This is a genomic window from Nocardia sp. X0981, from assembly GCF_977089955.1.
On the sequence record NZ_OZ372435.1, the window covers coordinates 27,516 to 50,225 of the forward strand.

Sequence of the window (22,710 nt, forward strand, 5' to 3'; positions counted from 1 at the left end):
AGAGTCGCCATGACAGTGTGTGGGTCATGGTCACCGCAATCGCAGTGGCGACCCTCCTGGGCATCATGGCCGGGCTACTCGGCTCAGCGCCCATCGATCGACTACCGATCGGCGTCCTGCTCGCCTACGGCGCCGCGGGGGCCGGCGTTTGCGGCGGACTGATATTCGTCGCCCGCGCTGTCGTCGACACCCGCCGCCCCTCGCCGCTACTGCCGTCGACCATACTCCTGGCCGAGGGCATTCGCCCCGAGGCTCACAGCATCGACGCGCCCAACCCTCCGCGCCCCGCGCCCGAATGGTCGGCGTTGTCATTGCACCCGCGCTACGAGCTGGAAGCCCACACGCCCGAGGAGTCGAACCCGACGACGGGCCGACCGAAACGTCCATCGAATCCGACGAGACGGTGGCGAGCGAACAGCGCCGGCGAGGTCGAAATACCGGGTGAGCAAGTATGGGTACCCGCTCCCGGTGTGGCCATTGACGGTACCGCCGTCCAGGCGAGCTGGACTCGAATGTGGATTCAACTCCTCCCCGGTATCCACCGGATCTATGCAACGGTGGGCTCGCCCCGGACAGAGATCGGAAATTCGACGCGAGCCGGCCCGACCGCCGCCTCTCGCCGGGACACCGTGATCCTCCGCGAGGGTGAAACCCACCAGCTCGAGTATGTAGCGCACATTCGGGCGGTAGCCGAGCCGGAGGGCCGAGAATGGCCTGCCTACCGTGTGGAATTCGGGTAACCGGGGTACCTACGTACCCGAGAAAACTTCGATACCGCGCCGGCCGTGGAGCTCCGAGTCCGGATAGGGCCTACTCCCGCGTCAGATGAATCCGGACCATCGGCAGGCCGGTGCCCCGTTCGTCGATCGGTGCACCGAGCGTGTTCTCTATAGCCGGTTTCATGGTTGCCCACGCACGGGGGTGCCTGGCCATGTAGGCGTGCAACGAGACAGCGACGTCGTCCGGGCCGAGCACGCTCGCGCGCGCCTCGGCGGGCCCGCGACCGCCGAGCCAGACCCGGACCCGCGGATCGGCTCGCACATTACGGAACCACTGAGCCCGGGTACCGAAACCCGAGACCAACACGTACGAATCCGGATCAGGGCGATCGACGACCTCCAAGACCACATAGCGGCGAGCGCCGGTCTTTCGCCCGATATGTTCGAGCATCAGCGTTCGTGTCCCGAGCAGGAAACCGAGCCGTGCCCGATACAGCCACACAGGCGCACGCATCAAGCGGCGGGAGCGCAGCGCCCGAGACGCGATGCCGACGAGAGCGCCGGCGGCCGGAGCGGGAAAAGCGGAAGAATTATCCATGAGCACCTCGATCGTGATCAGCTGCGGTTGCCTGGGGCCGGTCACTTGCCTCGTTCGATGACGCCTCCTCCCAAACCTGAGCGGTAGATAGACAACACTTCGGCACCCCACCGCCGCATACCGTCTTCGGACCCGAGATCTATCCCGAGAACGGCGCCGAGGTGAGGACGCAAGGTCAAAACCGCGAGATCGTTCACGAGCAGAAACGCGGCACGGATATCCGGATCGGTACCGGCATCGGCGAGGCCTCGCTCGACCATCCCGGCCAGCACTTCTCGACCGACCGCGTACAAACGCCGGAACAGAGCAGACCCGGCGGGCTCCCCGGCCAGCAGCATGCGCCCGAGATATGCAGGAACCGGAGAGTCTGCGGGCAGCTGCGCGATCACCTGCGCCGCCAGGCCCGAATCCGCGCCGGGCGCCCAAGGATCGGACGCGTCGGCCAACACCGTCTGCTGTAGCAACGATTCGAAAACCGCGGCGACATACTCGTCCACCGCCTCGCGCAGCCCGGCCTTCGCACCGTAATGCCGAATCACCAGCGCCGGGGAAACCCCCGCAGCCGCCGCCACGGCGCGAACCGTCACGGCGTCGGGTCCACGCTCGGCGAATAGCCGCAAAGCCTCGTCTCTGATCCTGGCCCTCGCTGTACGATCATCCAAATGTGAACGCATGTTCACTATAGTAAACAAATGTTCACGCCAGGTCCAGCGCGAGGCCTACCGCACTGCCGGACACGGAGGGTGCACGAGGCAGCGACCGGGTCTCGCCGACAATGGCTTCATGTTCGGTGACGGACGGGGGCGGAACATCCGGGACGTCCGGGCATCGGTGACCCGCAAACGGCGCGCCGACATCCGCTGCAGGACGGCGAACATCCTCGATGCGTCAGCGCACCCCTTGGACGAGCGAGTCACGGGAAGCGTCGGTTCCATCGGCGCCGCTGCGGGCGATACCCGCCAGGCGGTGTGGGTTGACTTCCCCCTGGTCGGCCCCCGCCGTGCCCCTCTGCGAGAAAGTCGGCTCGGCTGGCGGTACCGGCGACCCGGACGGTGCCGCAAGCTGGCACCTCTTCAGCCGACGCAGGCGCCCATAGACCCGAATCGCGATACCGCACAGGACGCGATCAACCGTGGCACCACACCTCGACGACGTCGACAGCTACATCTCAGCCATGCTGCAACCGGGGCGGTCAGTCAAGACGATTGCTATCGAATCCGCCTCCGGTCCCGGGGGACACCCTGCACACGCAACCGCATCGATTTCGGCAAACAGGATCCAGGACCAAAACGGGGGGTAAACGCGGGGTTGGTCCAAAAGAAACAGGTCAGGCCCGGTACTCGACCAGGCCTGACCTGGGGTTTCAGGTGGAGCTAAGGGGACTCGAACCCCTGACCCCCACGAAGAGGTTCATGAGACTCACCGGCCAACCGCTACGCGAAGACCACGTCCGCATCGGGATCCTCATCGGCACCCTGACCGCGGCGCTGCTGGCGACCGTCGTGCTGCGGCTGCGTAACCGCACCTACCGCCGCATCGCCGAAGAAGAACCCGCGATGCCGACCACGACGGTATCCCCGACGTCTACCAGCCGAAAGACTGAAACAGAAACCCCTCCCCACCCCGGGTCGGATATACAGCAGCAGGCTCAGCAGAACAGCGTGGGCCAGTCCGAGTACCGCGCCGATCACCGCGCCCCGCAGAGCGGTGCGACCACGGTGGTCCTGGTCAACGGGTAGGGGCGGTTGCTGGAATAGCTCACACGGACAGCTACCTCGTCGCCGAGTGGGTAGGTGCCGGGCACCTCGTATCGGCGGCACCGCCAGTCCGTGCCCTGGTATTCCAGCAGGGTGCGGCGGTATCGCGGCGAGCACACGCAGGAAGACGGTTCATGCCCGGAAGTGCAGGTATGCCCGAGAGCCACCGCCACGCGGCGACCGGTGAAGCTGGGGGCGGCCTTGCTGCGCAGCGCCTCGTTGAACGGCACCAGCACATGAAAGTACGCCGCCCCGCACACCGCGCCCGCAACTGCAGTGACAGCCACACCAGCAATCAACGCGACCACGAGAATGGAATTCTGGCCTAGATAGGGATGGTGGAACTGCTGCTCCTGGTGGTATCGGGGTACTGGTGATTTGATGATCGGAGCCGGCGGACCCGCCCATAACCTCACCGGCTGGAGCGGCATCACCGACCCGGTCCCCGGCGGCACGATCCCCGCTGGCCGGAGTGGCCGAGCCCGCACTGACCGGGGTTACGATCACGGAGTGGTCGCGCCCTTTCAGCAAGTGATTCCGGTAGTCGTGGTGGCGGGCACGCGGATTCAGGCTCGCTACCAACGGATGCCCATGTATGTCGACTTCGGGCACGGTCTGCATTTCGAACTACGGGAAGGGCGCAACGATCTCGCCCTGCCGCCGGGCCGGTTCCGTGCCCAGCTGTACTCCGGTGGTTGGATGCGGGTCGGCCGCGCATTCCTCGATATCGACACGACCCGAGGGCCGGTCCACTTCTTTTACGCACCGCCGTACACCCTTTTGTCCCAGGGTGCGGCCGGATTTCATCCGGTCCGGCGACAGGGGCGCGGCGCGCTCACAGTGATCGTCGCGCTAGCGGTGATCCTGCTGGTCCTCGGGGCCGCAGCACTTGTCCTGCTCTGAGTTCCGAGCGCTACTATACCGTCGCCGACGTGCTCGATCTTGCTTTCCCGCTGACTCGGAACACCGTGGTCCGCAGTGCGATTCGCGGCAGCGCCCTGGGAGCCGCACTCGGGTTGCTCTACATCGCACTGCTATGTGGTGCGCTATACGCATGGGCATAGAGGCTGACGATGACCGAGGGCGAGATGCCGCGGTTCACCAGACGGCTGCCGAGCTCGAGTGCGGCTGCGTACGAGAACGCCGCGATGGTCACCGCCATCGGCCGGGGTGTCGAAGCGCCGCCGCCCGAGCTGATAGGTGGCATCGGGTTTGTTGTTGCGCGCGATCTCGCGGTAGACGGTCTCATAGCTCTTGCCGATCCGTTCGGCGATGTCTTCGACCCGTTCGCCTCGAGCGCGGCCGTCGGCGATCTCGATGCGGTCGGCCCGTGTCAGACGGGCACACGCACGAAGAAGACTCGTGCCCGGACCTACAGGTATGCGCCAGGACCACCGCCTCACGCCGACCGGTACAGCTGAGGCGGACTTACTGCGCAGCGCATCGTTGAACGGCACCAGCACGTGAAAGTAGGCCGCCCCGCACACCGCCCCGCGGCCGCGGTGACGGCCACACCAGCGATCATCGCGACCCAGAACACCTCGGCATCGTATGGCAGCCCGCGCGATCAGCGGTCCCGGCAAACAAGCGCGGCGCGCCCACCGCGACCCCGCCGCATGGGGTCCCGAGGCCGAAGTATTCGATCCCGACCGCTGGCTACCGGAACGGCAGCGCGAGCTCGGGCCGCGTGTGTACAAACCGTTCGGCACCGGGGCCAGGGCCTTGGCCAAGCCGGCGCGGCTGTCACCCGCGTTGTTGAACGCCCCGACCCGCGAATACACCGCCGACAGCGTCCGGCCGAACACGGTGTGGGAGCGGTGCCGAGGATCGTCGAACCGAACAACACACCATCATCGGCCAGGACCTGGGCCAGGTACCGGAAGGCTACGCCCTTCTCCGCGAAACTTCCCGGAACGCAATGCAGGACGAAGTTCACACCAATCGAGTCGAAGCCGGTGCCCGCAGCCTCCGGGATCGGGTCGAGGATGCTGCAGGTCACGGTACGAACCATTCCACCGACAGTGGACCCAAGGCGGCGGGCGGTATAGGCCAAGGGCGTGGGGTTCAGGTCCATCAATGTGACAGCGCTGTCCGAAGGCCGGGAGGTGTTGGCCAGGTACCAGCCCGAACCCGGACCGACCTTGAGATGGCGGCGGCCGAGATGCTCGCGGTACAACTCCAGCATGATCTGGGCGTCACAGCCCCAAGCGAACCGGTTGGACAGGCATATCACCCACATCACGACGGAATTCCTCGGGATAGGGCTTCGGCATGACGAACATCCTTCCAGCGAAGACCGAGTCCTCACAGGTCAGGAGTCAACCAAACCAGGGGCAGTCCCCTTCGGCGGGGAGTAGGTCACGCATGCCGTGGGCGGGGCTGTTGTCGGCCTTCACGAAGTATGTCCTTCACATCTCGGCAGGAGTCAGGCGCGTCGGATCGGAATCGATTGCATAGATGGTAGAAGTCAGTTCCGGCCTCGTCGTCCTGATTTCCGGCTGGAACGCCTCCTGATTCAGAGTCGTTCCGGCGCGGCGATTCCCAGGAGTTCGAGGCCGTGGGCGAGGGTTCGGGCGGTCAGCTGGGTGAGGGCGAGGCGGTTGCGGCGGACCGGTTCGGGGGCGGTGAGGACGGGGCAGGCGTCGTAGAAGGTGGTGAAGGCTCGGGCGAGGTCGTAGAGGTAGCCGGCCAGGCGGTGGGGTTCGAGGGTGGAAGCGACCTCGGTGAGGGTGTCTGCGTATCCGTCCAGGGTGAGGGCGAGTTCTCGTTCGGCCGGCTCGAAGGGAATGTCCAGATCCACCGAGATGCCGTCGAGGCCTTCGGCTTTGCGCAGGATCGAGCGGGTTCGGGCGTGGGCGTATTGGAGGTAGACGCCGGTGTTGCCGTTGAGTGCGGTCATGCGGGCGGGGTCGAACGTGTAGTCCTTGATGCGGCTGGTGGACAGGTCCGCGTATTTCACCGCGCCGATACCGGCCTGCTCGGCGATGCGATCGAGTTCAGCCGCGGGCAGGTCGGGGTTCTTCTCGGCAACCACGGTGCGGGCAGCGGTGACGGCATCGTCGAGGAGATCCATCAAGCGGACGGTGCCGCCGGCGCGGGTCTTGAAGGGCCGGCCGTCGGGGCCGAGGACGGTGCCATAGGGGACATGCTCGACGGTGATGGCGTCGGTGAGCCAGCCGGCCCGCCGCGCGGCCTCGAACACCAGCCGGAAATGCAGGGCCTGGCGGGAATCGGTGACATAGAGCAGCCGGTCGGCGTGCAGGTTCATGATGCGGTAGCGGATGGTGGCCAGATCGGTGCTGTCGTAGCCGTAGCCGCCGTCGCTCTTGCGGACCATCAGCACCGCGGGGGTGTCGTCGGGGCCGGTGACTTCCTTCGAAGCCACCACGATCGCGCCGTCGCTCTCTACGGCCACACCATTGTCGAGGAGTTCGGTGAGGGTGTCGGCCAGCATCGGGTTGTAGAACGACTCCCCCACGTAGTCGTCCGCGGTGAGCAGCACACCGAGGCGATGGTAGATCGCGGCGAACGCCTTCTCCGATTCGGCGACGATCTCCTCCCACCGGGCCACCGTCGGCTCGTCCCCGGACTGCAGGGCGACCACACGCCGCCGTGAGCGGTCGGCGAACTCCGGATCGGCGTCGAACTGCGTCCGCGCTGCCTTGTACAGCGCGTCCAACGCCGAGACCGCACTGGTGCTGCGGTCGCCGAGCTCGTCCTGATGCCAAGGTGTTTCAGGGTGTTCGTCGATGTATTGGATGAGCATCCCGAACTGGGTTCCCCAGTCACCCAAATGATTCGCGCGAATCACTTCCGCGCCGAGGAAGTCCAGGACCCGGGCAAGGCTGTCACCGATGATCGTGGTCCGCAGATGACCGACGTGCATCTCCTTGGCCACATTCGGCCCCGAATAGTCGATCACCACCCGCCGCCCGGTCTCGGCAGCGGGAACACCGAGCTGCGCATCGGCCAACCGGGCAGCGACCTGCGACCAAATCGCGGCACCAGAGACAGTGATATTGAGAAACCCCGGCCCTGAACGCGTTACGGACTCGACCACCCCGCCGCCGTCGGCACCGATTTTCTGCACCAGCGAGTCTGCCAGTTCGACGGGCTTCGTCCCGGTTCTCTTGGCCAGGGGCAGCGCGGCATTCGACTGGAAGTCGGCGCGGTCGGAGCGTCGCACCACCGGATCGGCTCCTGCCAGGTCGGGTCGGACTCGGCCGATCGCCTCCGACACAGCGGTAGCGACAGAACCGAGCAGCGGCACAACACCGGCAGAACTCACCTGGGATTCCTTTCCTGAACGACAGTAGGCACCGAGTATCTCAGGGGCCTGTGTTTGCGCGAGTGGCCCGGTGGGATCGGGCCGTCGGCCGAACACGGAGACCAGGAAGGATCCGCGCCGCAGCCCGTGCCCGCCTCAGCGCACCATCGCAGACGACGCAACCGCCAGGAGCCGAACCGAATTCGGCTCTCCCCGAACTCGATACACCGCCACGCAGCGGCGATCCCCGCCTGGCCTGAACAGCGAACCCCGGGGCACAGCACCCAATTCCCTTGGTCCGCAATACCTGTCGATTCTCGGAGGCTGATCTCCATGATTTCTCGCCCGCTCCGGCAGGCCGATCTGCGAGCACCCCGGCCCGGCCGGGCCCCCGCCGTCGACCATGCCGGGCTGGTGGTCCGGCTCACCGCCAGGGATCGGTGGATCCTGGGCATGCTGCACGAGCACCGCGTCCTGACCACCACCCACCTCGCGAAGCTGGCGTTCCCATCCCTGGTCACAGCGCGCCGCCGCCTGGCTCTGCTGCACAGCTACCGCGTTATCGACCGGTTCCGGCCGCTGCGCACCCGAGGCACCGCACCCGGACACTGGGTCCTGGCCCCCGCCGGTGCCGCCGTGGTGGCCGCCGAAACCGGAATCTCGGTCCGCGACCTGCGCTACCACCCCGAGCAGGCCCTCGCCATCGCCCACAGCCTGCACCTGGCCCACACCGTCGGCATCGGTGAATGGTTCACCGCCCTCATCACCGCCCCCGCCGGAGGACACGTGCTCGCGTGGTGGTCGGAAACCCGCTGCCGCCGCCTCTGGGGTGACCTCGTCCGCCCCGACGCCTACGGCCGCTACACCCACACCGGCACAACCCTGGACTTCTTCCTCGAATACGACCTGGGCACCATCACCCCGTCCACCGTCGCCGACAAGCTCACCGGTTACGCCGAACTCACCCGCTCCACCGGCATCATCACCCCCGTCCTGCTCTGGACACCCACCACACACCGCGAAACCCTCACCCGCAGAGCGCTACTCGACATCTGGACCGCACTTCCCGACCCCACAGCCGTGCCGGTCGCCACCGCAGCCGCCGAACTCCTCGACCCCGGCGCAGCACACCCGAGCCCCGCCGGCCGAGTCTGGCTGCCCCTCGACACCAGCAGCCTCGCCGACCGTGTTCCGCTGCACCGTCTCTCCGCTTCCTGGCCGCATCTGACCCCGCCCCCAGTCACTGATCAAAACGCTCCCGCAGCGCCCCGCGAACCCACCGACCTCCTGCCACCCGCACCCCCACCGACACCACCAGGCGGAAAGGGAGAGTCGTAATGTTCGCCAAAGCCCTCACCGCCGGTTCCGCGGCGGTCGTGTTCTGCTCGGTAATCATCACCGCGGTCGTGGCCACCGTCGCCGTCTACGGCCACACCCCCACCACGCCCGCGCCGGGAACCGGGAGCGTCCCGAGCACTGAAGCCATCGACGACATACCACCGGAAATGCTCGTCCTCTACCAGCAAGGCGCCGCCTCATGCCCCGGCCTGGACTGGTCGATCCTCGCCGCCATCGGCAAGATCGAAACCGATCACGCCCGCTCCACGCTGCCCGGCGTGACTTCCGGCGAGAACTTCGCCGGAGCAGCCGGCCCAATGCAGTTCCTCGCCCCGACCTTCGACTCCGTCGTCGCCCGCCACCCGTTACCACCGGGCGGGGCGGACCCACCGTCGCGATACAACCCCCACGACGCCATCCACTACCTCTGCGACTCCGGCGCCCCCGCCGACCTCTACGCGGCGATCTTCGCCTACAACCACGCCGACTGGTACGTCCGCGACGTCCTCGCCCAAGCCGACCGCTACTCCACCCACGCAACCACCCCACCATCCGGCAGCGGCACCTGCACCGACCTCCAGGCCGCAACCCCAACCGCAGCGACCGTGATCTCCTTCGCCTGCCAGCAACTCGGCCAACCCTACGTCTGGGGCGGCAACGGCCCCGAAGCATCCGGCGGCTGGGACTGCTCCGGCCTCACCCAGGCCGCCTACGCCAAAGCCGGAATCACCATCCCCCGCACCACCCACAGCCAAGTCCACACCGGCACCCGCATCCCCGAAAACCAACTCCAGCCCGGCGACCTCCTCTTCTACGGCACCGACGCCGACGTCCATCACGTCGGCCTCTACCTGGGCGGCGGGAAAATGGTGCACGCACCCACCTTCAATGAGCCAGTACAGATTTCGGACTACCGATGGCCCGGGGACGACTTCTACACCGCCACCCGGCCATCCCGCCCAGCAGGGTCCGAACCGGCGCCACAGCTGTAGCCAGGCTGCGCAGCTGCGCCCGTGACTCCGGACAGGAGGTCGTCGTGACCGAACCGCACACAATCAGCGCCCTGGCTGACTTCCCCCAAATCCCACCCGGCAGTACCGAACTCGTGCATCACATCGAACAGGTCGAGATCCCCCTCGCCGATCACGACCACTGCACCCACCACGACACCCTCTGCGCTCACTGCGTCCGCACCTGGAAATGCCAACACCTTTTCACCGAGCCACTGCCATGGGATCGCGAGAATCCCGACGCCACCGGCCGTTGACATCAGGAAGCGGGAAGGGAAGGCGAGAACCTCACCCTACGTCAATTCTTTCCGATGCGCCCGGACCGCTCACTGAAGCGATCGGATCCGGTCGTCACGTGCAACTTCCAGCAATGTCAGTTCGGAGAATCACGAGGCGCATCATCGTGTCGAACCACCTGGCCTGACATCATAATCGCGGTGTTCCCACTCATCGCCCCGATAGGCGACAATGCCTTCTTCAACACAAGGTCACACCCCCGCGCCAAGTGTATATTCTCCGTTTCCGGCAGAATACCCAGTTGCGACGACGAATGAGTAATACTCGCAGGGAATCCGGGAACTACCGAGCCAAGCGGAAACGCTATCTCGACAACTTCTGCAGCAGATTTGATAGCGACCTCTGCCTCAGCCCTGCCGAGTGCCGCACCACGGTGAGCTGCCTTGTTGCGCGGGGCGGCAACGTTCTCGACCAAACGTCTCGGCAATTTTCCATCCGCATTTCGCTTCTTGTGAAGGTGACAAAGCTTGGACAGGCCATGGTGTGCTCCGAAAATCCTTCTACGTTCGGCCGGATCCGTGCCGTCCTCATCAAATTTCCGGTCGATAAGAGCGGTCACCGCGAGTTCTGTTGCAGTGCAGGCGTCGATGACCGCTCGCCGGTACTCGCCAGCGTTGAGCAGGGAGCGCGCATCCCTCATGAACAGCCATTCCGCATCAGGCTGTGTTCCCTTTCCCGCCAGATCCAGCGCGGCCTGCAGTTTGTGGGCATCAAGGACCTCGACTTGGTGAATGCCGCCCGTCATACTCTGGTAGCTGATACCCGCCTGCCGGACACCGGCGGAATCGCCGCTCCACATCTGTACCGAGTCATTGAGGATACTGCGCTGGGATCGCTCGAGCCTGGCGAAGTCCTGCAGCGTGAGAACATCGAGCCAGTCACATACACAGTTCCACCAGACCGCCAGGCCGTCAGCAAACATCTGGGCCGCCGCCTTGAACTCGAGCTCGTCATTCGCCGTGACTTCCGAACGGACGACGCACCGCTTGACATACGCATAGGTGGGGATCTCCGAGTCGACACCAGCAACCGATCCCCAGTCGTCACTTGACCAGTAGGCGTTTCGGTCGTCGCCTTCGAGGACGTATGTCCATGGCGGTCGCCGCAGTTCCTTCGACTCGATGCCCTCAGGACGGGCAGGCAATGTGATGGACAACCTGCAGGTCGGGATCCGCGAAGAGAACGTCCGTCCGAGGCAGTCCGGAACTACGAGAAAGCCGCTACCACAAGCAAAATGGCCCTCCAACGGCCAAACGTCGCGAGCCCTGTCACCGTCATCGCCCATGAGGCAGCCCACTCCTTCGAATTCGTGTGCCTACCGGTGCGTTTGCACTCTAATTCGAGGCTCCGACAATGCCGGCGAAGGCGTCCGCCGTGATGGCCCGGCACCGCAAGCAGAGGCGGAGCCGGGCTACATGGACGCGTTACTCGGGCCAGGTTGTGCGGGCGGCGTGGGCGGCGGCGGAGGGGTTGGTGAAGATGCGACCGTCTGGCAACATCAAGCCGCCGCAGGCGGTGATCACCACCGTGACGTCGAGGTCGGGGCTGGCCAGCTTGTCTCCTATCCGTACTTGCCCGGACTCGATCAGGTCGCCGACGGTCACCCTACGCGCACGCTCGAAGGGGAATAGCTCGTCGAATTCATAGTCCAGCTGCCACGAAGACGCACACTCGGTGCAGATTTTGCCGTCCTGATGGTCACAGCCATCCGCGGAAGTCACCTGGAAAGTGACTTCCCGGATTCGGTGGACCGATTCGTCGGTGCCGAAAACGGTGTAGGACTCGTCCAATCGCGCGACGAGCACAGTGGTGTCCATGGGAATTTCTCCATGAGGTCGAATACCTGACAGCGCAGGCCGATTCGTCGAAATATTCACAATCAGCGGACATGACGAATCTCCGGACATGTATGAGGGGCCGTGTGGATGTCCTGGCCAGGACGGTCACCCCGTCGGCGGCGGAAGACCGGAGCGGGGATTTCCACGAACTATGGACGCTCGTCATGTGCGTATTTGTCAAGTCATCCCGGTCGAAAACAGCTGCAATGCAGGGTAATCACCGATTGCCGCCGCCATATCGACTTCACCGATGATTCCGCTTGACATTTCACCCCTACAGAGCGTTCATGGAGACGGCACCCACGAAGCGGATTATCGGAGGTGCTGTCCGGCCGGGACATGACGAAATACCCCACCCACTATCATTTCCCAGGAGGAACGTCATGTCCATCCCCACCACCGACACCACACGTACCGCCGTCGAAGACGCCCTGTGGGCCGCCATCGGCCCCGATCCCAAATCCGCCACGGAACTGGCCACCGCCGCCGGAATCAGCCAGTCGAAGACCCGCAAGATCCTCAACCAGTGGGCCACCGACGGCAGCATCACCCGCCATGCCGACGACAGCAATCCCCGCGCCGCCGCCCGCTGGAGCATCACCACAACCGAACCCAACGGAACTCCCGAGCACGCCGAATCCGTGTCCTCCGCAGCCGTATCCGACGACTCAGCCACTGGCGACACCGCTCCACTTCCGGATGCCGACGAGGCCAGTCACGAATTCGCGACCGTCACCGGCACCGGCACCGGCACCGGCACCGGCACCGGCACCGAGGATGGTCCGGTATCGACCGAGGAGACCGAGGAGACCGAGGAGACCGAGGAGACCGAGGAGAAATTGTCGGAGCCTGCGAAGCTCGCGCCGGGCGCACTGCGAGGGCTGGTCGAAGACCATCTGCGTGACCACCCGGAAGAGGAGTTCAGCCCGCACCAGATCGGCAAGACGCTCGGCAAGTCCTCCGGGGCCGTACACAATGCCCTCCTTCGGCTGGTCGGCGCCGAAGTCGCCGTGATGACCAGCGATCGGCCCAAGAAATTCAAGCTCACGCCCTCGTCACCGTCCTGATCCCGAACCCCTCCCTGGGCGGGGGTAGCGCAGGCCCTTCACGGCACGCGCTGCTCCCGCCCTTGCTCTGCGGCGAGGATGCCTCCGGCGGCGCGAACAACTTCAGAACTCCTCAATCAGGCTCTCCGGCATCGCTATTCCTGGCCCGTGATGTCCAAAACGGCCACGGTGACGCGGAGTCACCGGTGCGGCGAGACAACTCCCGCCCGGCCGACACCACGCTCAGGGAGCCCCACATGGTCATCCACCCCCGCATATCACGGTCTGCCTCCGCACGCCATACCCGTTCCGGTCGTGCACGGCGCGGCATCGCGCACGCCGTAGCAGCAGCCACCGCCCTCGTCGTCGGCGCTACCACCGTGACAGCCACCGCGATCGGGACCGCCAGCGCCGAACCCGCCGATTCCGGTGACTGCCCGCGCTGGACGGCGATCCTGGTCCCCGGCACCGGGGAAACCAACCTGGGCGCGGACCCGGCCGCTGCCGTGGGGATGCTGGCCCCGATCGGCGACGGCCTGCGCGCCCGCTTCGGCATCGACATCGATGTGCGTTCGGTGCCGTATGCCGCCGCCCCCGCTCCGTACCGGCAGTCCGAATCCAGTGGCGTACAAGCGCTCTCCGGCACGCTGACCGCATTGTGCCCGACCACCCAGGTCGTCCTGGCCGGGTACTCCCAGGGCGCGGACGTCGTCGGCGACACCCTCGCCGACATCGGTCACGGCCGCGGCCCTATCCCGGACTCACGCATCCTGGCCGCCGGCCTGTTGTCGGATCCCAACCGCGACCCGAGCACACCCCAGCTCGGCACACCGGTGGATGGACAGGGCATCGCCGGCCCACGTGAAGACTTCGGCAGCCTCACCGACCGCATCCGCACCGTCTGCGCAACCGGCGACATCTATTGCGCCACCTCCCCGGAAACCTCCCCCGCCCTCGCCGCGGTCGGACGCGCCTTCACCGGCAACACCGCGCTCCTCGACGACCCGGCCGAAGGTTCCTCGGCCGCACTGGATCCGGCGTCGGTCGCGCGGCAGGTGATCCTCGTCCTCGGTGGGCTGGCCGAGTTCGCCGCCAACCTCCCCGCGATCGGCGACAACATCACCCGACTCCCCCACACCGTCCTGGCCGGAGACATCGGCGGCGCGCACCGAATCAGCGGCGACCTCAACAACCTGTTCCACCCACTGGTACAGATCGCCGACGAGGTCGACCTCCACCTGGTCGCCCGCGCCCTGTCAATGGCAGCCGCAGCCGACCCGAGCGGCTGGACCGGCGTCGCCGCCCAGGTCGTCGACATCCTCGCCCGCGTCGACATCGGCCGGGTCGCCACCAACATCGGCCTCGCCCAAGACGTCGCCTGGCGCGCCGTAGCCAAACTCACCGCCGGCGATCCCGTCGGCGCCAGCCTGGAACTGACCGGCCTCGCCCCGGTAGCGACCGACCTCGCCGCCACCGCCGCCACCGCACTCACCGGCGACAGCGCCGGCCAGCTCATGAGTCTGGCCTCGAACCTCACCACCGGGACAGATCCCGCCACCAGTGCCGCGCTCTCGGATATGGCTGACCTGGCCCGGCAGGGCAGCGAGGCCGCCCGGTTCTACGCCTCGGGAGTGCATCAGACCGGGTACGACCAGGGCGTCCGTAACGTCCTGGACTGGCTGGCCTCCAGCATCGACAACAGTCACTGAGCTGGAGATTCAGGCGTTGCTCGGCATCGGATGCAGCTGCACGTACAGACGATGTGCGGAACCGGGCTCGTCTCACGGTCGGATCCTGTGAGTCGAGTCAGCGCATAGACGCTGACTTTTCTCGCTGATAAGGTGCCGAGCTATGAGTGATGGGGGCACACCAGTTTCCGGCGACGCAATCTCCGTTGTTCCAGAAGAGGTTCGCGCTGTAGGCCGATACATCTACGAGACCGCCGCCGAGCTCCGGACCGCTTTGGACTCGGCGGCGCGAGATGTGGAAGCGCTGCTGGGTGGGGGATGGACGGGGGTATCAGCAACAAAGTTCTCCAACGGCGGGACCGATGTCCGTGACGGTGGCGGACAGATCATGACCGCTTTGGCCGAGATGGCCGAAAAACTCGGCGTCACCGCGGAGAGCTACGAGACCACCGATTCCAATACCTCTTCGGCGCTTGGTACAGCGGCCCCGCAATCCTCGAGCCTGAGACTGTAGTGGGCGAGTTCTCGGTCGACCTCGACCATCTCGATGACGTCATCGCTCGGCTGTCGAACCTGGCGGGCTTCGTCACCGACCATCTCGACCAGATCGATGATCGCGTCGCGACTCTGCAAGGCACCGGATGGGAATCGGTGGCCGCGCAGGCGTATGCCGACGCGCACCTGGAATGGGCTTCCGGTGCACGGGAGTTCGTCACCGGTGTCCGCGATATGAGCGACGCGGCCAAGACCGCTCATGAGCGCTACACCACCGCGTTCGACACGAACAGCAGGATGTTCAACGGGGGCTGATCGGTGGGCGTTCAGATCGTCAATTGGCAAACGTATTACGACGCGGGAAAGCGGTGCCACGAGCTCGCCACCGATCTGCGTGCCGCCGATAAACCGGTACACGACACCCTCAAGGGCAAGTGCGGTGCGATGGCCGGTGACGGGATCTGCGAGGCGTGGGCGACCACCTACGACCGAGTCGCTCAGGAAACCCTGCAGACGTGCACCAACTTGGCCGACGCGCTCACCAACCTCGGAAACATGCTCCACGCCGCCGGCTACAACTTGGCCTGGAGCGACGGGGAGGATCCGCTGCCTGCCCGGCCGAACGCTACCGATATGACCGTGCACCAGGTCTCGTTGCCCACGTCGAAGGGCGCCAACGGGGACGGAATCGAGCGGGACGGCGGCATCGAGGAGTTCTACAACGCGCTCCTCGACGGCATCCGGGAAGAGTTCGGCAACCTCCCCAACGGCAACGTCGAAAAACTCGCCGCCGCTGCGGAGACGTGGAAAACCTTCGCCGCCCACGAAACCATCACCGGCGCCGCCGCACGGGTTTCAGCGATCATCGACCTGTTCTCCGGAATGACCGATCAGAAGGGCGGATTGAGCGCGCTTCTCGAGCACCTGGGCACCGCCAAGGCGGGTAGTGCATCGTTGGCGGCGGCGTCGATGAACCTGGCCGCCCCGGTCGACGCCTACCATGTGGCCACCCGCGACTCGCGAGCGGGAATCCATGAGGCCATTACAACTGCCGCGTGGACTGCGGGAGCGGTCGTCGTCACCGGCGTAGCCCTGTCGGCTTTCACCGCCTTCCTCAGCGACGTCGCCGCTGCGGGTGGTGTCGTCGTTGTCGTCGGCAACACCATTCGGACCATCAAATCGGTTTACGATACGCACAAGATCCTGCTGATCCTGGGTGCAGCCACGGCCGCGGGAGCAGCCACCGTCACCGCCTTCGACGAGATGCCCGACCTCACCGAGGTCACCACCAAGCTCACCGCCATCATCATGATGAAGGTCCTGACCAGTGGCGATGACGTACCATCCGGGCCGGCGAACAACTCGAACACGCCCGGCACGCCGGAGTACACGAAGCGCGTCGAAGAATTGGCTGCGGACCCGGCAAAGAACGGCAAGGTCAGCCCCCAGTCCAGACGGGAAGCCGAGGTCGGGCTTGCACACGAAAACGCCGGCAGGGTGGGACCACTCGAACGGGCGCAACCGGGTCCCAACGGTGAGGACACGGGTGAGTTCGTAGACAAGAACACCAACACGCATTGGGATGTGAAGAGTTCCCCGGACGTGATTCCCGACTATCGGCCGGCCGATGTCGCCGGGAAGCCGATCCCAAACCCGCAAACCGATGACGAGTTCGTCGACATGATCGAAGAGTCACTCGAGTCGGGCGAAAACGTCATGATCGACCAGAGTGGTATGTCATCGGCCAGGATCACCCGTCTGAAGGAGATCGTGCAGAATCATCCGGAATGGCAAGGGAAGGTGCTCTGGTAGCTGATGGCAGCCGATGTGGGGATTCGTATGGAGGACGTTCGTAAGTGGCCGGTGGCTCCCGAGGCGCGGCGCGCGTTGGCCGACTACCTCGAGTCACTGCCTGCCGATCCCGGCGCAGAGCGTTTGTCTTCCATGCTGCTGAGCGGGGCGAGTCTCGACTTCACAGGTGCTGATCTGTCTGGCCTCGATCTGCTCGGAGCCGAACTGAGCGAGGCGAACCTGGCGGAAGTGCCCATGGTCGAAGCGGATCTCTACACAGCGTGGGTCTCAGCGGCCGACCTGAGCGGTGCCGACCTGACCCGTGCCGACCTGCGCAAGGTCCAAGGCCGTGGCTGCCGTGGCAGGAATGCGGTATTCCGGGAGGCGAACCTGCAGCGCGCCGATTTCTCACACTCGGATCTGCAGGGCGCCGATCTACGCGACGCCCGATTGCAGCGCTCGGTATTCACCGAAGCAGACCTACGGTTGTCGGACCTTCGGGACTGTGCATTCGAGCGAACCAGGTTCTCCCGCGCTCGCCTCGGAGGGGCCCTCGTCGAGGGAGCCACAGGCTTGGTGACCGGCCCGATCGATATCGGCGACGAGGCGCCGAACCTCATCGACGGTGCCGAATTGCAGGAATGGTTCCTAGACAAGGGGGCGCCGCAGGTGGACGTTCGCCGACGCGCCTGAGATACCCGACGCGACAGCGAGCGAGAACCCGGGTGATCCGACGAGGACACCTGCCTCCACAACCGCGGCTTCGGCGAATCCGGTTCGATCAGCTGACTGGAGCCCTCGTCGCAGTTCCCCCAAGCTTCCCCTCACACCGCTCATGTACGGCGGCGGCCAGGAACGCGGGGGCTGCGTCCTGGCACCCTTCCGGTGGCATTGATCGCGGGCCTCGGCACTGCCGCCGAACTCGCCGGCAAGCAACATAACGCGCGCACCACCGCCAACCTGCGCTATCGGCAAGCAGTTCTGGATACCTTCCTTGAGCTCGGCGGCGAAATCAACGGCGACCCGGATCTGACCGTCCCCCATACCCTGAATGTGTCCATACCCGGGCTCGACTCCGAAGCGGTCATGCTCGCGCTCAAGGGCACCCTAGCCATCTCCAACGGCTCGGCCTGCACGTCTCAGAGCTACGAACCGAGCCATGTCCTGGCAGCGATGGGGCTGTCCGATGAGCGAATCAACGGCGCACTCCGCATCTCATGGAGTCACCTCACGCCTGATGTCGACTGGGCGACCGTTAACCACTGTGTCAAGGTACTACTTTGAGTAGATCCACCGTACAGCCAGCGCACTGAGCTGGCCTTGGTGCTCGACATGTCGCGTCGTCACGATTCCTCGCCAAGCCGATGGGGCTTCCCCAATTTGACAGGGCTCGGGGCGAGTGCCTCAGTGACACAGGAATAGCTCTACCGGAGCGCCTGCCAGGGGCAGCAGTCCCGTCCCCTGCGAGGCCAATCTGCTGGTAGACGGTAGGCCTGGAGTCACCCTGCCAAATTCGAGATCACCAACCGTGTCCAACGCGGAGGAAAAATTCGGGAGTTCTCGGGTAAGCGACCGATCACTACCAGACCCCGGTCGCGGAACCCACCAATGGAGGCGACCGTGCCCAGAGATACATCCCCGGCGAGCCCTTCTGCACACCGCGCCGGCACCCTGCGCCGCACCGCCGAGTCGGCGGCCCGCGGTGGACGCACTCCCCAGTGGCACGTCTCCAGAATAGAAGTTGCCAATATTACCACCGAACAATACGACCAGGCAGTTGCCGCATTGTCCGCGCTATTGACAAAATGGCACGAAAATATTCCAGAAGACGAGGCAGCGTGATTTGCCGATGATTCCAGTTCCGCTCGCCGAATTCCTCGATAATGATTTACCGGAACGGATACACGTCAGCAAAATCATCCCCAGGGAGTCCAGCAATGGGACGATCGAAATCACGACGCACCGGCGCCGATTCACTTGCCGCGCTCGGTGACGATGTCAGAGTGGCGACATACACTCGACGCTCCACCGACGACGGAAATCAGCCCTACACAATCGACGCCCAGGACACCCGACTGTCTGCCTATGTCGCCTCACAACCCGGATGGCGCGTAGTCAGGAAATACTCCGATGACGCGTCCGGAGCAACCACCGAACGCCCTGAATTGAAAAAGGCGATGGCAGCCGCCCAGAACGGCTTGTTCGACGTGCTGCTCGTCTACCGCGTCGACCGCTTCTCACGGAACCTCCGCGACATGGTGGTCCTGCTGGACGACCTCGACGAAGCCGGCGTCATCTTCCGCTCGGCCACAGAACCCTTCGACACATCCACCCCCATGGGCCGCATGCTGGTCCAGATGCTCGGCATGTTCGCCCAGTTCGAACGCGACACGATCATCGACCGTGTCATCGCCGGAATGGAACGCAAAGCCGCGAAAGGCAAATGGAAAGGAGGAAAACGCCCCTTCGGATATCGCGTCGACCCGGCCACACACGTCCTCGTGATCGATGAACACGAAGCTGCCGTCGTACGTACCTTGTTCGATCTCTACACCACCAACCGAACCGGTGCCCGATCCGTCGCCAGCACTCTCAACGACCGCGGTCACCGAACCACCACCGGAGGGCTCTGGTCTGGACATCAGGTCCTGCGGGCCCTATCCAACCGGACCTACCTCGGCGAACTCACCTTCCGAGGCCACACCGTCACCGGCAGCCACGAACCGATCATCGACACCGAACAATGGGAACGCGCCCAGACCATCTTGCAATCGCGCGCGGAAAATCCTGCCCACCGCGCCGCATCCGGCTCCGACTACATGCTGACAGGCCGAATCCGCTGCCACCGAGCCATGGTCGGCACCCGAGCCACCGGACGCAGCCGCACCTACCGCTACTACACCTGCTGGAACACCACCCGCTACAACTCCTCGAAATGCGACTTCCCACGACTCGACGCCGACGCGGTCGACAACGCAATACTCGACAGCCTCGCCAGCTTCTACCGCACCCAGCGCACACTCCTCGACGACGCCATCAACGCGGCCCGGAAACACCATCAGGCCGCACACACCGACCGCCGAGCCGAGCTCGACACCATCGACGCCGAACTCGCCAAGACCAACAAAGCGATCGACCGCTACCTCGCGGCTTTCGAATCCGGAACACTCGACGACACTCTCTTGGCCGAACGCCTCACCCAGCTACGCACCAAGACCACGCAACTCCGGACGCGCCACGACGAGCTGACCATGGCGATGGAGGACGAACCCCAAGTTCCCGAGTCGAAGACCCTGGACCAGGTTGCCGACGCCATCGGCGACATCATCCGCGCCGGAAACCACAATCAGGCCAAGGCACTGATCGAGGCACTCATCGACAAAGTCACCATCATCGCGCCCGACCGCCTGGTCCCCGTATTCCGCGTCCCCACGACCACGGACCCGCAGCCAATCCGTGCAGAAAAAGAAGAAACCGCCCCCGAAGGAGCGGTTCGTATACCGACTACATTGGTGGAGCTAAGGGGACTCGAACCCCTGACCCCCACACTGCCAGTGTGGTGCGCTACCAGCTGCGCCATAGCCCCGGATGTTTGCCGCCGGTTCCCCGGCTGCCTGAACGAAGTTACACCACCTCCACGGCTGGCACCAAATCGCCTGCATTTCCGATGAACGCTGAGGTCACGAGGCTACCTTTTGGACCCATTCCGGTTCGTTGACATCGATGTGCGCAGTGCCGTCGAACACACCGGGGGTGGCCGCGGCGCCGTCGAGGGCAGCGCTCAGGTCGTCGATGGCGGCGGCGGCCTGGTCCTTCGCCTCCTGGGTCCGGGCGCCGGTGGACAGGCAGGTGCGGGCGTCCTCCGAGGCCCCGGCTTCGGTGGCGATGGTGAGCAGTTCGTCGTCGGTGAGGCCGGCACCCTCGTCCGGCTGGCGGGTGGTGAAGAGGGCGTCGTGGAACTTTCCGTAGACGACGCCGGAACCGGTTTCCGCGACGCACTGCAGGGCCGCGGTGGCGCGGGTGGAGTAGTCACCGCTCGCGGACTCGGGGTCGAGGAAATTGACGAAGCGGTAGCGGACGGCGAGTCCGCCCTCATCGACCTTCTGGGCGATCTCCTGGCCGTAGAGGTGTTCCAGGGTGCCGCAGGCCGGGCAGAGCGGGTCTTCGTAGATATCGATGGTCTTCGGTGCGTCCGGCCGGCCCAGCAGAACCGCCCCGTTGCTCTCCAGTACGGTCCGCACCGCCTCGTTCCGGACCGTGCCGTATCCGTCGTTACGTACTTCGGCGCCGTCGGAGCCCCAGCGGTAGGCGAAGAAGACGATCAGTGCGATCAACCCCAGGGCCACCGCACCCAGGGCATAGGTGGTCCGGTTGGACATGGGCCGGGGGGTGTAGTCGGACGGCGAATTGCTCACCCGACCACTCTGCCGCATCCAGGCGAATCGGTCACCTACGCCTCCCGGCTCTCATGTCTCGGGGTACGGACGCCGGCCGGCGGCGCCCTCGGCGGCGGCCGCTTCGGCGACCACCGGCCGCGCGACGCCCGGCTCGGCGATCACCGCTTTCGGTGCGGCGGGGCCGTCGGCCGCCGCGGGGTCGACGGTGGGCCGGCGCATGGGTTCGGGCACGATCAGCCAGGCCAAGGCGGCGACGGCCAAGAGCGAGCCGGTGACGGCCAGGCCGGCACCGTAGGACAGCCGCTGGGCGATGGCGCCGACCACGATCGGGCCGAGAACGGTACCCAGGTCCTGCGACATCTGGAACCCGGCGAGCATGGTGCCGCCGCGGGCGCGGGAACCGATGATATCGCCGACGGCGGCCTGCTGGGCGGGGGTGAACAGACCCGACCCGATTCCGGCGACGAACGAGGTGATCAGCAACCAGACCAGGTCGGGGGCGAGACCGAGGCCGGTGGTACCGATGGCGCACACCAGGGCGCCGGAGATCAGCAGCGGGCGGCGGCCGTAGCGGTCGGAAAGCCGGCCGGAGAAGAACAGCACGGTGGCGTTGCCGGCGGCGAAAACGGTGAGAGCCACCCCGGCCATACCGGAGGGTTGGCCGAGAACCTCCACCACCAGCAGCGGCACCAGAGCCATCCGCACACCGAACACCGCGGCGCCGTTGGCGAAGTTGGACCACAGCGCCGCCCGGTACTCGGGGCGGGCCAGCCCCTGCCGGAACGTGATGGTGGGGGTACCACCGGCGGATTCGCTTTCGGTGATCCGGGAATCGCGCAGATTGAAATACACCACCGCGACCGCGATCAGCAGGGCGACAGCGTAGATGAGGAAGGGCGCGCGCAAGCCGAATCCGGCGAGCGCCCCGCCGATCAGCGGTCCGGACAGGCCACCGATCAGGAAACAGGTCGACCACAGTCCGGTGACCCGACCACGCTCGGTGGGTGGAGAGAGCCGGATCACCAGCGCCATCGAGGAGACGGTGAACATGGTGGAGCCGACGCCACCCAGCGAGCGCAACACCATCAGCTGCCAGTAGGTCTGGGCGAAGGCACTGGCACCGGTGGAGATCGCGACGATGAGCAGACCGACGAGATAGATACGCCGCTCCCCCAGTAACTGCACCAGGCGCCCGCTGACCGGCGCGAACAACAGCCGCATGGCAGCGAAGGCACTGACGATCGCGGAGGCGGCGGCCACCCCGACCCCGAAGCTGAGCGCGAACTGCGGCAGCACCGGGGAGACCAGGCCGAACCCCATGGCGATACAGAACGCGGCCCCGACCAGAACCCAGATCTCGCTGGGCAGCGGGGGTTTTCCGGCCGTGTTCACCCGCCGCGCGAACAGGCGCCGCCGGCGGCCCGACCGCCCACCGGCTCCGCTCCCGGACTCGGGTCGATCATGTGCCA

At 65.6% G+C, this 22,710-nt stretch carries 20 protein-coding genes, 1 tRNA gene and 4 pseudogenes; 14 read left to right on the top strand and 11 right to left on the bottom strand.

The window, feature by feature from the left end:
• Nucleotides 1–810: 810 nt before the first annotated feature.
• A complete protein-coding gene (locus ACYR7D_RS00140; RefSeq protein ID WP_459550326.1) occupies nucleotides 811–1,317 on the bottom strand; it encodes a nitroreductase family deazaflavin-dependent oxidoreductase in 507 nt (168 codons plus the stop codon).
• Nucleotides 1,318–1,358: 41 nt separating this feature from the next.
• Nucleotides 1,359–1,904 carry a TetR family transcriptional regulator gene (locus tag ACYR7D_RS00145; protein WP_459547609.1) on the bottom strand — a complete coding sequence of 182 codons (546 nt, stop codon included), beginning with the start codon at nucleotides 1,902–1,904 and terminating at the stop codon, nucleotides 1,359–1,361.
• Between the two features lie 855 nt (nucleotides 1,905–2,759).
• Between ACYR7D_RS00145 and ACYR7D_RS00150 the strand changes: the two are divergent.
• Nucleotides 2,760–2,920: pseudogene (locus tag ACYR7D_RS00150) on the top strand (Na+/H+ antiporter NhaA); the annotation flags it as partial.
• A gap of 84 nt (nucleotides 2,921–3,004) precedes the next feature.
• Here ACYR7D_RS00150 and ACYR7D_RS00155 read toward each other — a convergent pair.
• On the bottom strand, nucleotides 3,005–3,361 hold the full coding sequence (locus ACYR7D_RS00155) for a hypothetical protein (protein WP_459547610.1): 357 nt from the start codon (nucleotides 3,359–3,361) through the stop codon (nucleotides 3,005–3,007).
• Nucleotides 3,362–3,584: 223 nt separating this feature from the next.
• Here ACYR7D_RS00155 and ACYR7D_RS00160 point away from each other — a divergent pair, with 223 nt between their 5' ends.
• Nucleotides 3,585–3,977, top strand: a complete 393-nt coding sequence (locus ACYR7D_RS00160; RefSeq protein WP_459547611.1) for a hypothetical protein — start codon at nucleotides 3,585–3,587, stop codon at nucleotides 3,975–3,977.
• A 143-nt stretch (nucleotides 3,978–4,120) separates the two neighbouring features.
• Here ACYR7D_RS00160 and ACYR7D_RS00165 read toward each other — a convergent pair whose 3' ends face one another.
• Entirely contained in the window at nucleotides 4,121–4,561 is a 441-nt protein-coding gene (locus ACYR7D_RS00165) for a helix-turn-helix domain-containing protein (protein WP_459547612.1), read from the bottom strand.
• Nucleotides 4,562–4,625: 64 nt separating this feature from the next.
• Here ACYR7D_RS00165 and ACYR7D_RS00170 point away from each other — a divergent pair.
• Nucleotides 4,626–4,739: pseudogene (locus ACYR7D_RS00170) on the top strand (hypothetical protein); the annotation flags it as partial.
• Nucleotides 4,740–4,971: 232 nt separating this feature from the next.
• Here ACYR7D_RS00170 and ACYR7D_RS00175 read toward each other — a convergent pair.
• Together ACYR7D_RS00175 and argS are read right to left on the bottom strand one after the other, a co-directional pair.
• Nucleotides 4,972–5,313: pseudogene (locus ACYR7D_RS00175) on the bottom strand (class I SAM-dependent methyltransferase); the annotation flags it as partial.
• A gap of 276 nt (nucleotides 5,314–5,589) precedes the next feature.
• Nucleotides 5,590–7,362 carry an arginine--tRNA ligase gene (gene argS / locus ACYR7D_RS00180; RefSeq protein WP_459547613.1) on the bottom strand — a complete coding sequence of 591 codons (1,773 nt, stop codon included), beginning with the start codon at nucleotides 7,360–7,362 and terminating at the stop codon, nucleotides 5,590–5,592.
• Nucleotides 7,363–7,674: 312 nt separating this feature from the next.
• Between argS and ACYR7D_RS00185 the strand changes: the two genes are divergently transcribed.
• From ACYR7D_RS00185 to ACYR7D_RS00195, 3 genes are read left to right on the top strand one after another with little or no spacing between them, the layout of a single operon-like run.
• Nucleotides 7,675–8,679 carry a replication-relaxation family protein gene (locus tag ACYR7D_RS00185; protein WP_459547614.1) on the top strand — a complete coding sequence of 335 codons (1,005 nt, stop codon included), beginning with the start codon at nucleotides 7,675–7,677 and terminating at the stop codon, nucleotides 8,677–8,679.
• Complete coding sequence (locus ACYR7D_RS00190) at nucleotides 8,679–9,671, top strand: C40 family peptidase (protein ID WP_459547615.1); 993 nt, start codon at nucleotides 8,679–8,681, stop codon at nucleotides 9,669–9,671. The genes ACYR7D_RS00185 and ACYR7D_RS00190 overlap by 1 nt, the downstream gene beginning before the upstream one ends.
• Nucleotides 9,672–9,715: 44 nt before the next feature.
• Nucleotides 9,716–9,946: a hypothetical protein gene (locus tag ACYR7D_RS00195; protein ID WP_459547616.1), complete on the top strand. Its 231-nt coding sequence runs from the start codon at nucleotides 9,716–9,718 to the stop codon at nucleotides 9,944–9,946.
• A 116-nt stretch (nucleotides 9,947–10,062) separates the two neighbouring features.
• Here ACYR7D_RS00195 and ACYR7D_RS00200 read toward each other — a convergent pair whose 3' ends face one another.
• Nucleotides 10,063–11,271, bottom strand: coding sequence for a HEPN domain-containing protein (locus ACYR7D_RS00200; protein WP_459547617.1), 1,209 nt, complete (start codon nucleotides 11,269–11,271; stop codon nucleotides 10,063–10,065).
• Between the two features lie 139 nt (nucleotides 11,272–11,410).
• Nucleotides 11,411–11,803 (bottom strand): hypothetical protein, encoded by a 393-nt coding sequence (locus ACYR7D_RS00205; RefSeq protein ID WP_459547618.1) that lies wholly within the window; start codon nucleotides 11,801–11,803, stop codon nucleotides 11,411–11,413.
• A 404-nt stretch (nucleotides 11,804–12,207) separates the two neighbouring features.
• On the opposite strand from ACYR7D_RS00205, the gene ACYR7D_RS00210 reads away from it, so the two are divergent.
• The 8 genes and pseudogenes from ACYR7D_RS00210 to ACYR7D_RS00245 form a co-directional block, all read left to right on the top strand.
• Nucleotides 12,208–12,891: a hypothetical protein gene (locus tag ACYR7D_RS00210; protein ID WP_459547619.1), complete on the top strand. Its 684-nt coding sequence runs from the start codon at nucleotides 12,208–12,210 to the stop codon at nucleotides 12,889–12,891.
• A gap of 359 nt (nucleotides 12,892–13,250) precedes the next feature.
• The gene (locus ACYR7D_RS00215) at nucleotides 13,251–14,579 is read left to right on the top strand and encodes a cutinase family protein (protein ID WP_459547620.1); all 1,329 of its coding nucleotides are present in this window, start codon (nucleotides 13,251–13,253) and stop codon (nucleotides 14,577–14,579) included.
• A gap of 142 nt (nucleotides 14,580–14,721) precedes the next feature.
• Nucleotides 14,722–15,072 carry a WXG100 family type VII secretion target gene (locus tag ACYR7D_RS00220; protein ID WP_459547621.1) on the top strand — a complete coding sequence of 117 codons (351 nt, stop codon included), beginning with the start codon at nucleotides 14,722–14,724 and terminating at the stop codon, nucleotides 15,070–15,072.
• Nucleotides 15,072–15,368, top strand: a complete 297-nt coding sequence (locus tag ACYR7D_RS00225) for a WXG100 family type VII secretion target (RefSeq protein WP_459547622.1) — start codon at nucleotides 15,072–15,074, stop codon at nucleotides 15,366–15,368. The genes ACYR7D_RS00220 and ACYR7D_RS00225 overlap by 1 nt, the downstream gene beginning before the upstream one ends.
• A 3-nt stretch (nucleotides 15,369–15,371) precedes the next feature.
• Nucleotides 15,372–16,865, top strand: coding sequence for a hypothetical protein (locus ACYR7D_RS00230; protein WP_459547623.1), 1,494 nt, complete (start codon nucleotides 15,372–15,374; stop codon nucleotides 16,863–16,865).
• A gap of 3 nt (nucleotides 16,866–16,868) precedes the next feature.
• Nucleotides 16,869–17,537, top strand: a complete 669-nt coding sequence (locus tag ACYR7D_RS00235; protein WP_459547624.1) for a pentapeptide repeat-containing protein — start codon at nucleotides 16,869–16,871, stop codon at nucleotides 17,535–17,537.
• A 192-nt stretch (nucleotides 17,538–17,729) separates the two neighbouring features.
• A complete protein-coding gene (locus ACYR7D_RS00240; protein ID WP_459547625.1) occupies nucleotides 17,730–18,128 on the top strand; it encodes a hypothetical protein in 399 nt (132 codons plus the stop codon).
• A 653-nt stretch (nucleotides 18,129–18,781) separates the two neighbouring features.
• A pseudogene (locus ACYR7D_RS00245) lies at nucleotides 18,782–19,825 on the top strand (recombinase family protein); the annotation flags it as partial.
• A gap of 529 nt (nucleotides 19,826–20,354) precedes the next feature.
• Here ACYR7D_RS00245 and ACYR7D_RS00250 read toward each other — a convergent pair.
• From ACYR7D_RS00250 to ACYR7D_RS00260, 3 genes are all read right to left on the bottom strand, one after another.
• Nucleotides 20,355–20,430, bottom strand: a tRNA-Ala gene (locus ACYR7D_RS00250).
• A 94-nt stretch (nucleotides 20,431–20,524) separates the two neighbouring features.
• Nucleotides 20,525–21,259: a DsbA family protein gene (locus tag ACYR7D_RS00255; protein ID WP_459547626.1), complete on the bottom strand. Its 735-nt coding sequence runs from the start codon at nucleotides 21,257–21,259 to the stop codon at nucleotides 20,525–20,527.
• A 51-nt stretch (nucleotides 21,260–21,310) separates the two neighbouring features.
• The gene (locus ACYR7D_RS00260) at nucleotides 21,311–22,633 is read right to left on the bottom strand and encodes an MFS transporter (RefSeq protein ID WP_459550327.1); all 1,323 of its coding nucleotides are present in this window, start codon (nucleotides 22,631–22,633) and stop codon (nucleotides 21,311–21,313) included.
• Nucleotides 22,634–22,710: the final 77 nt, after the last annotated feature.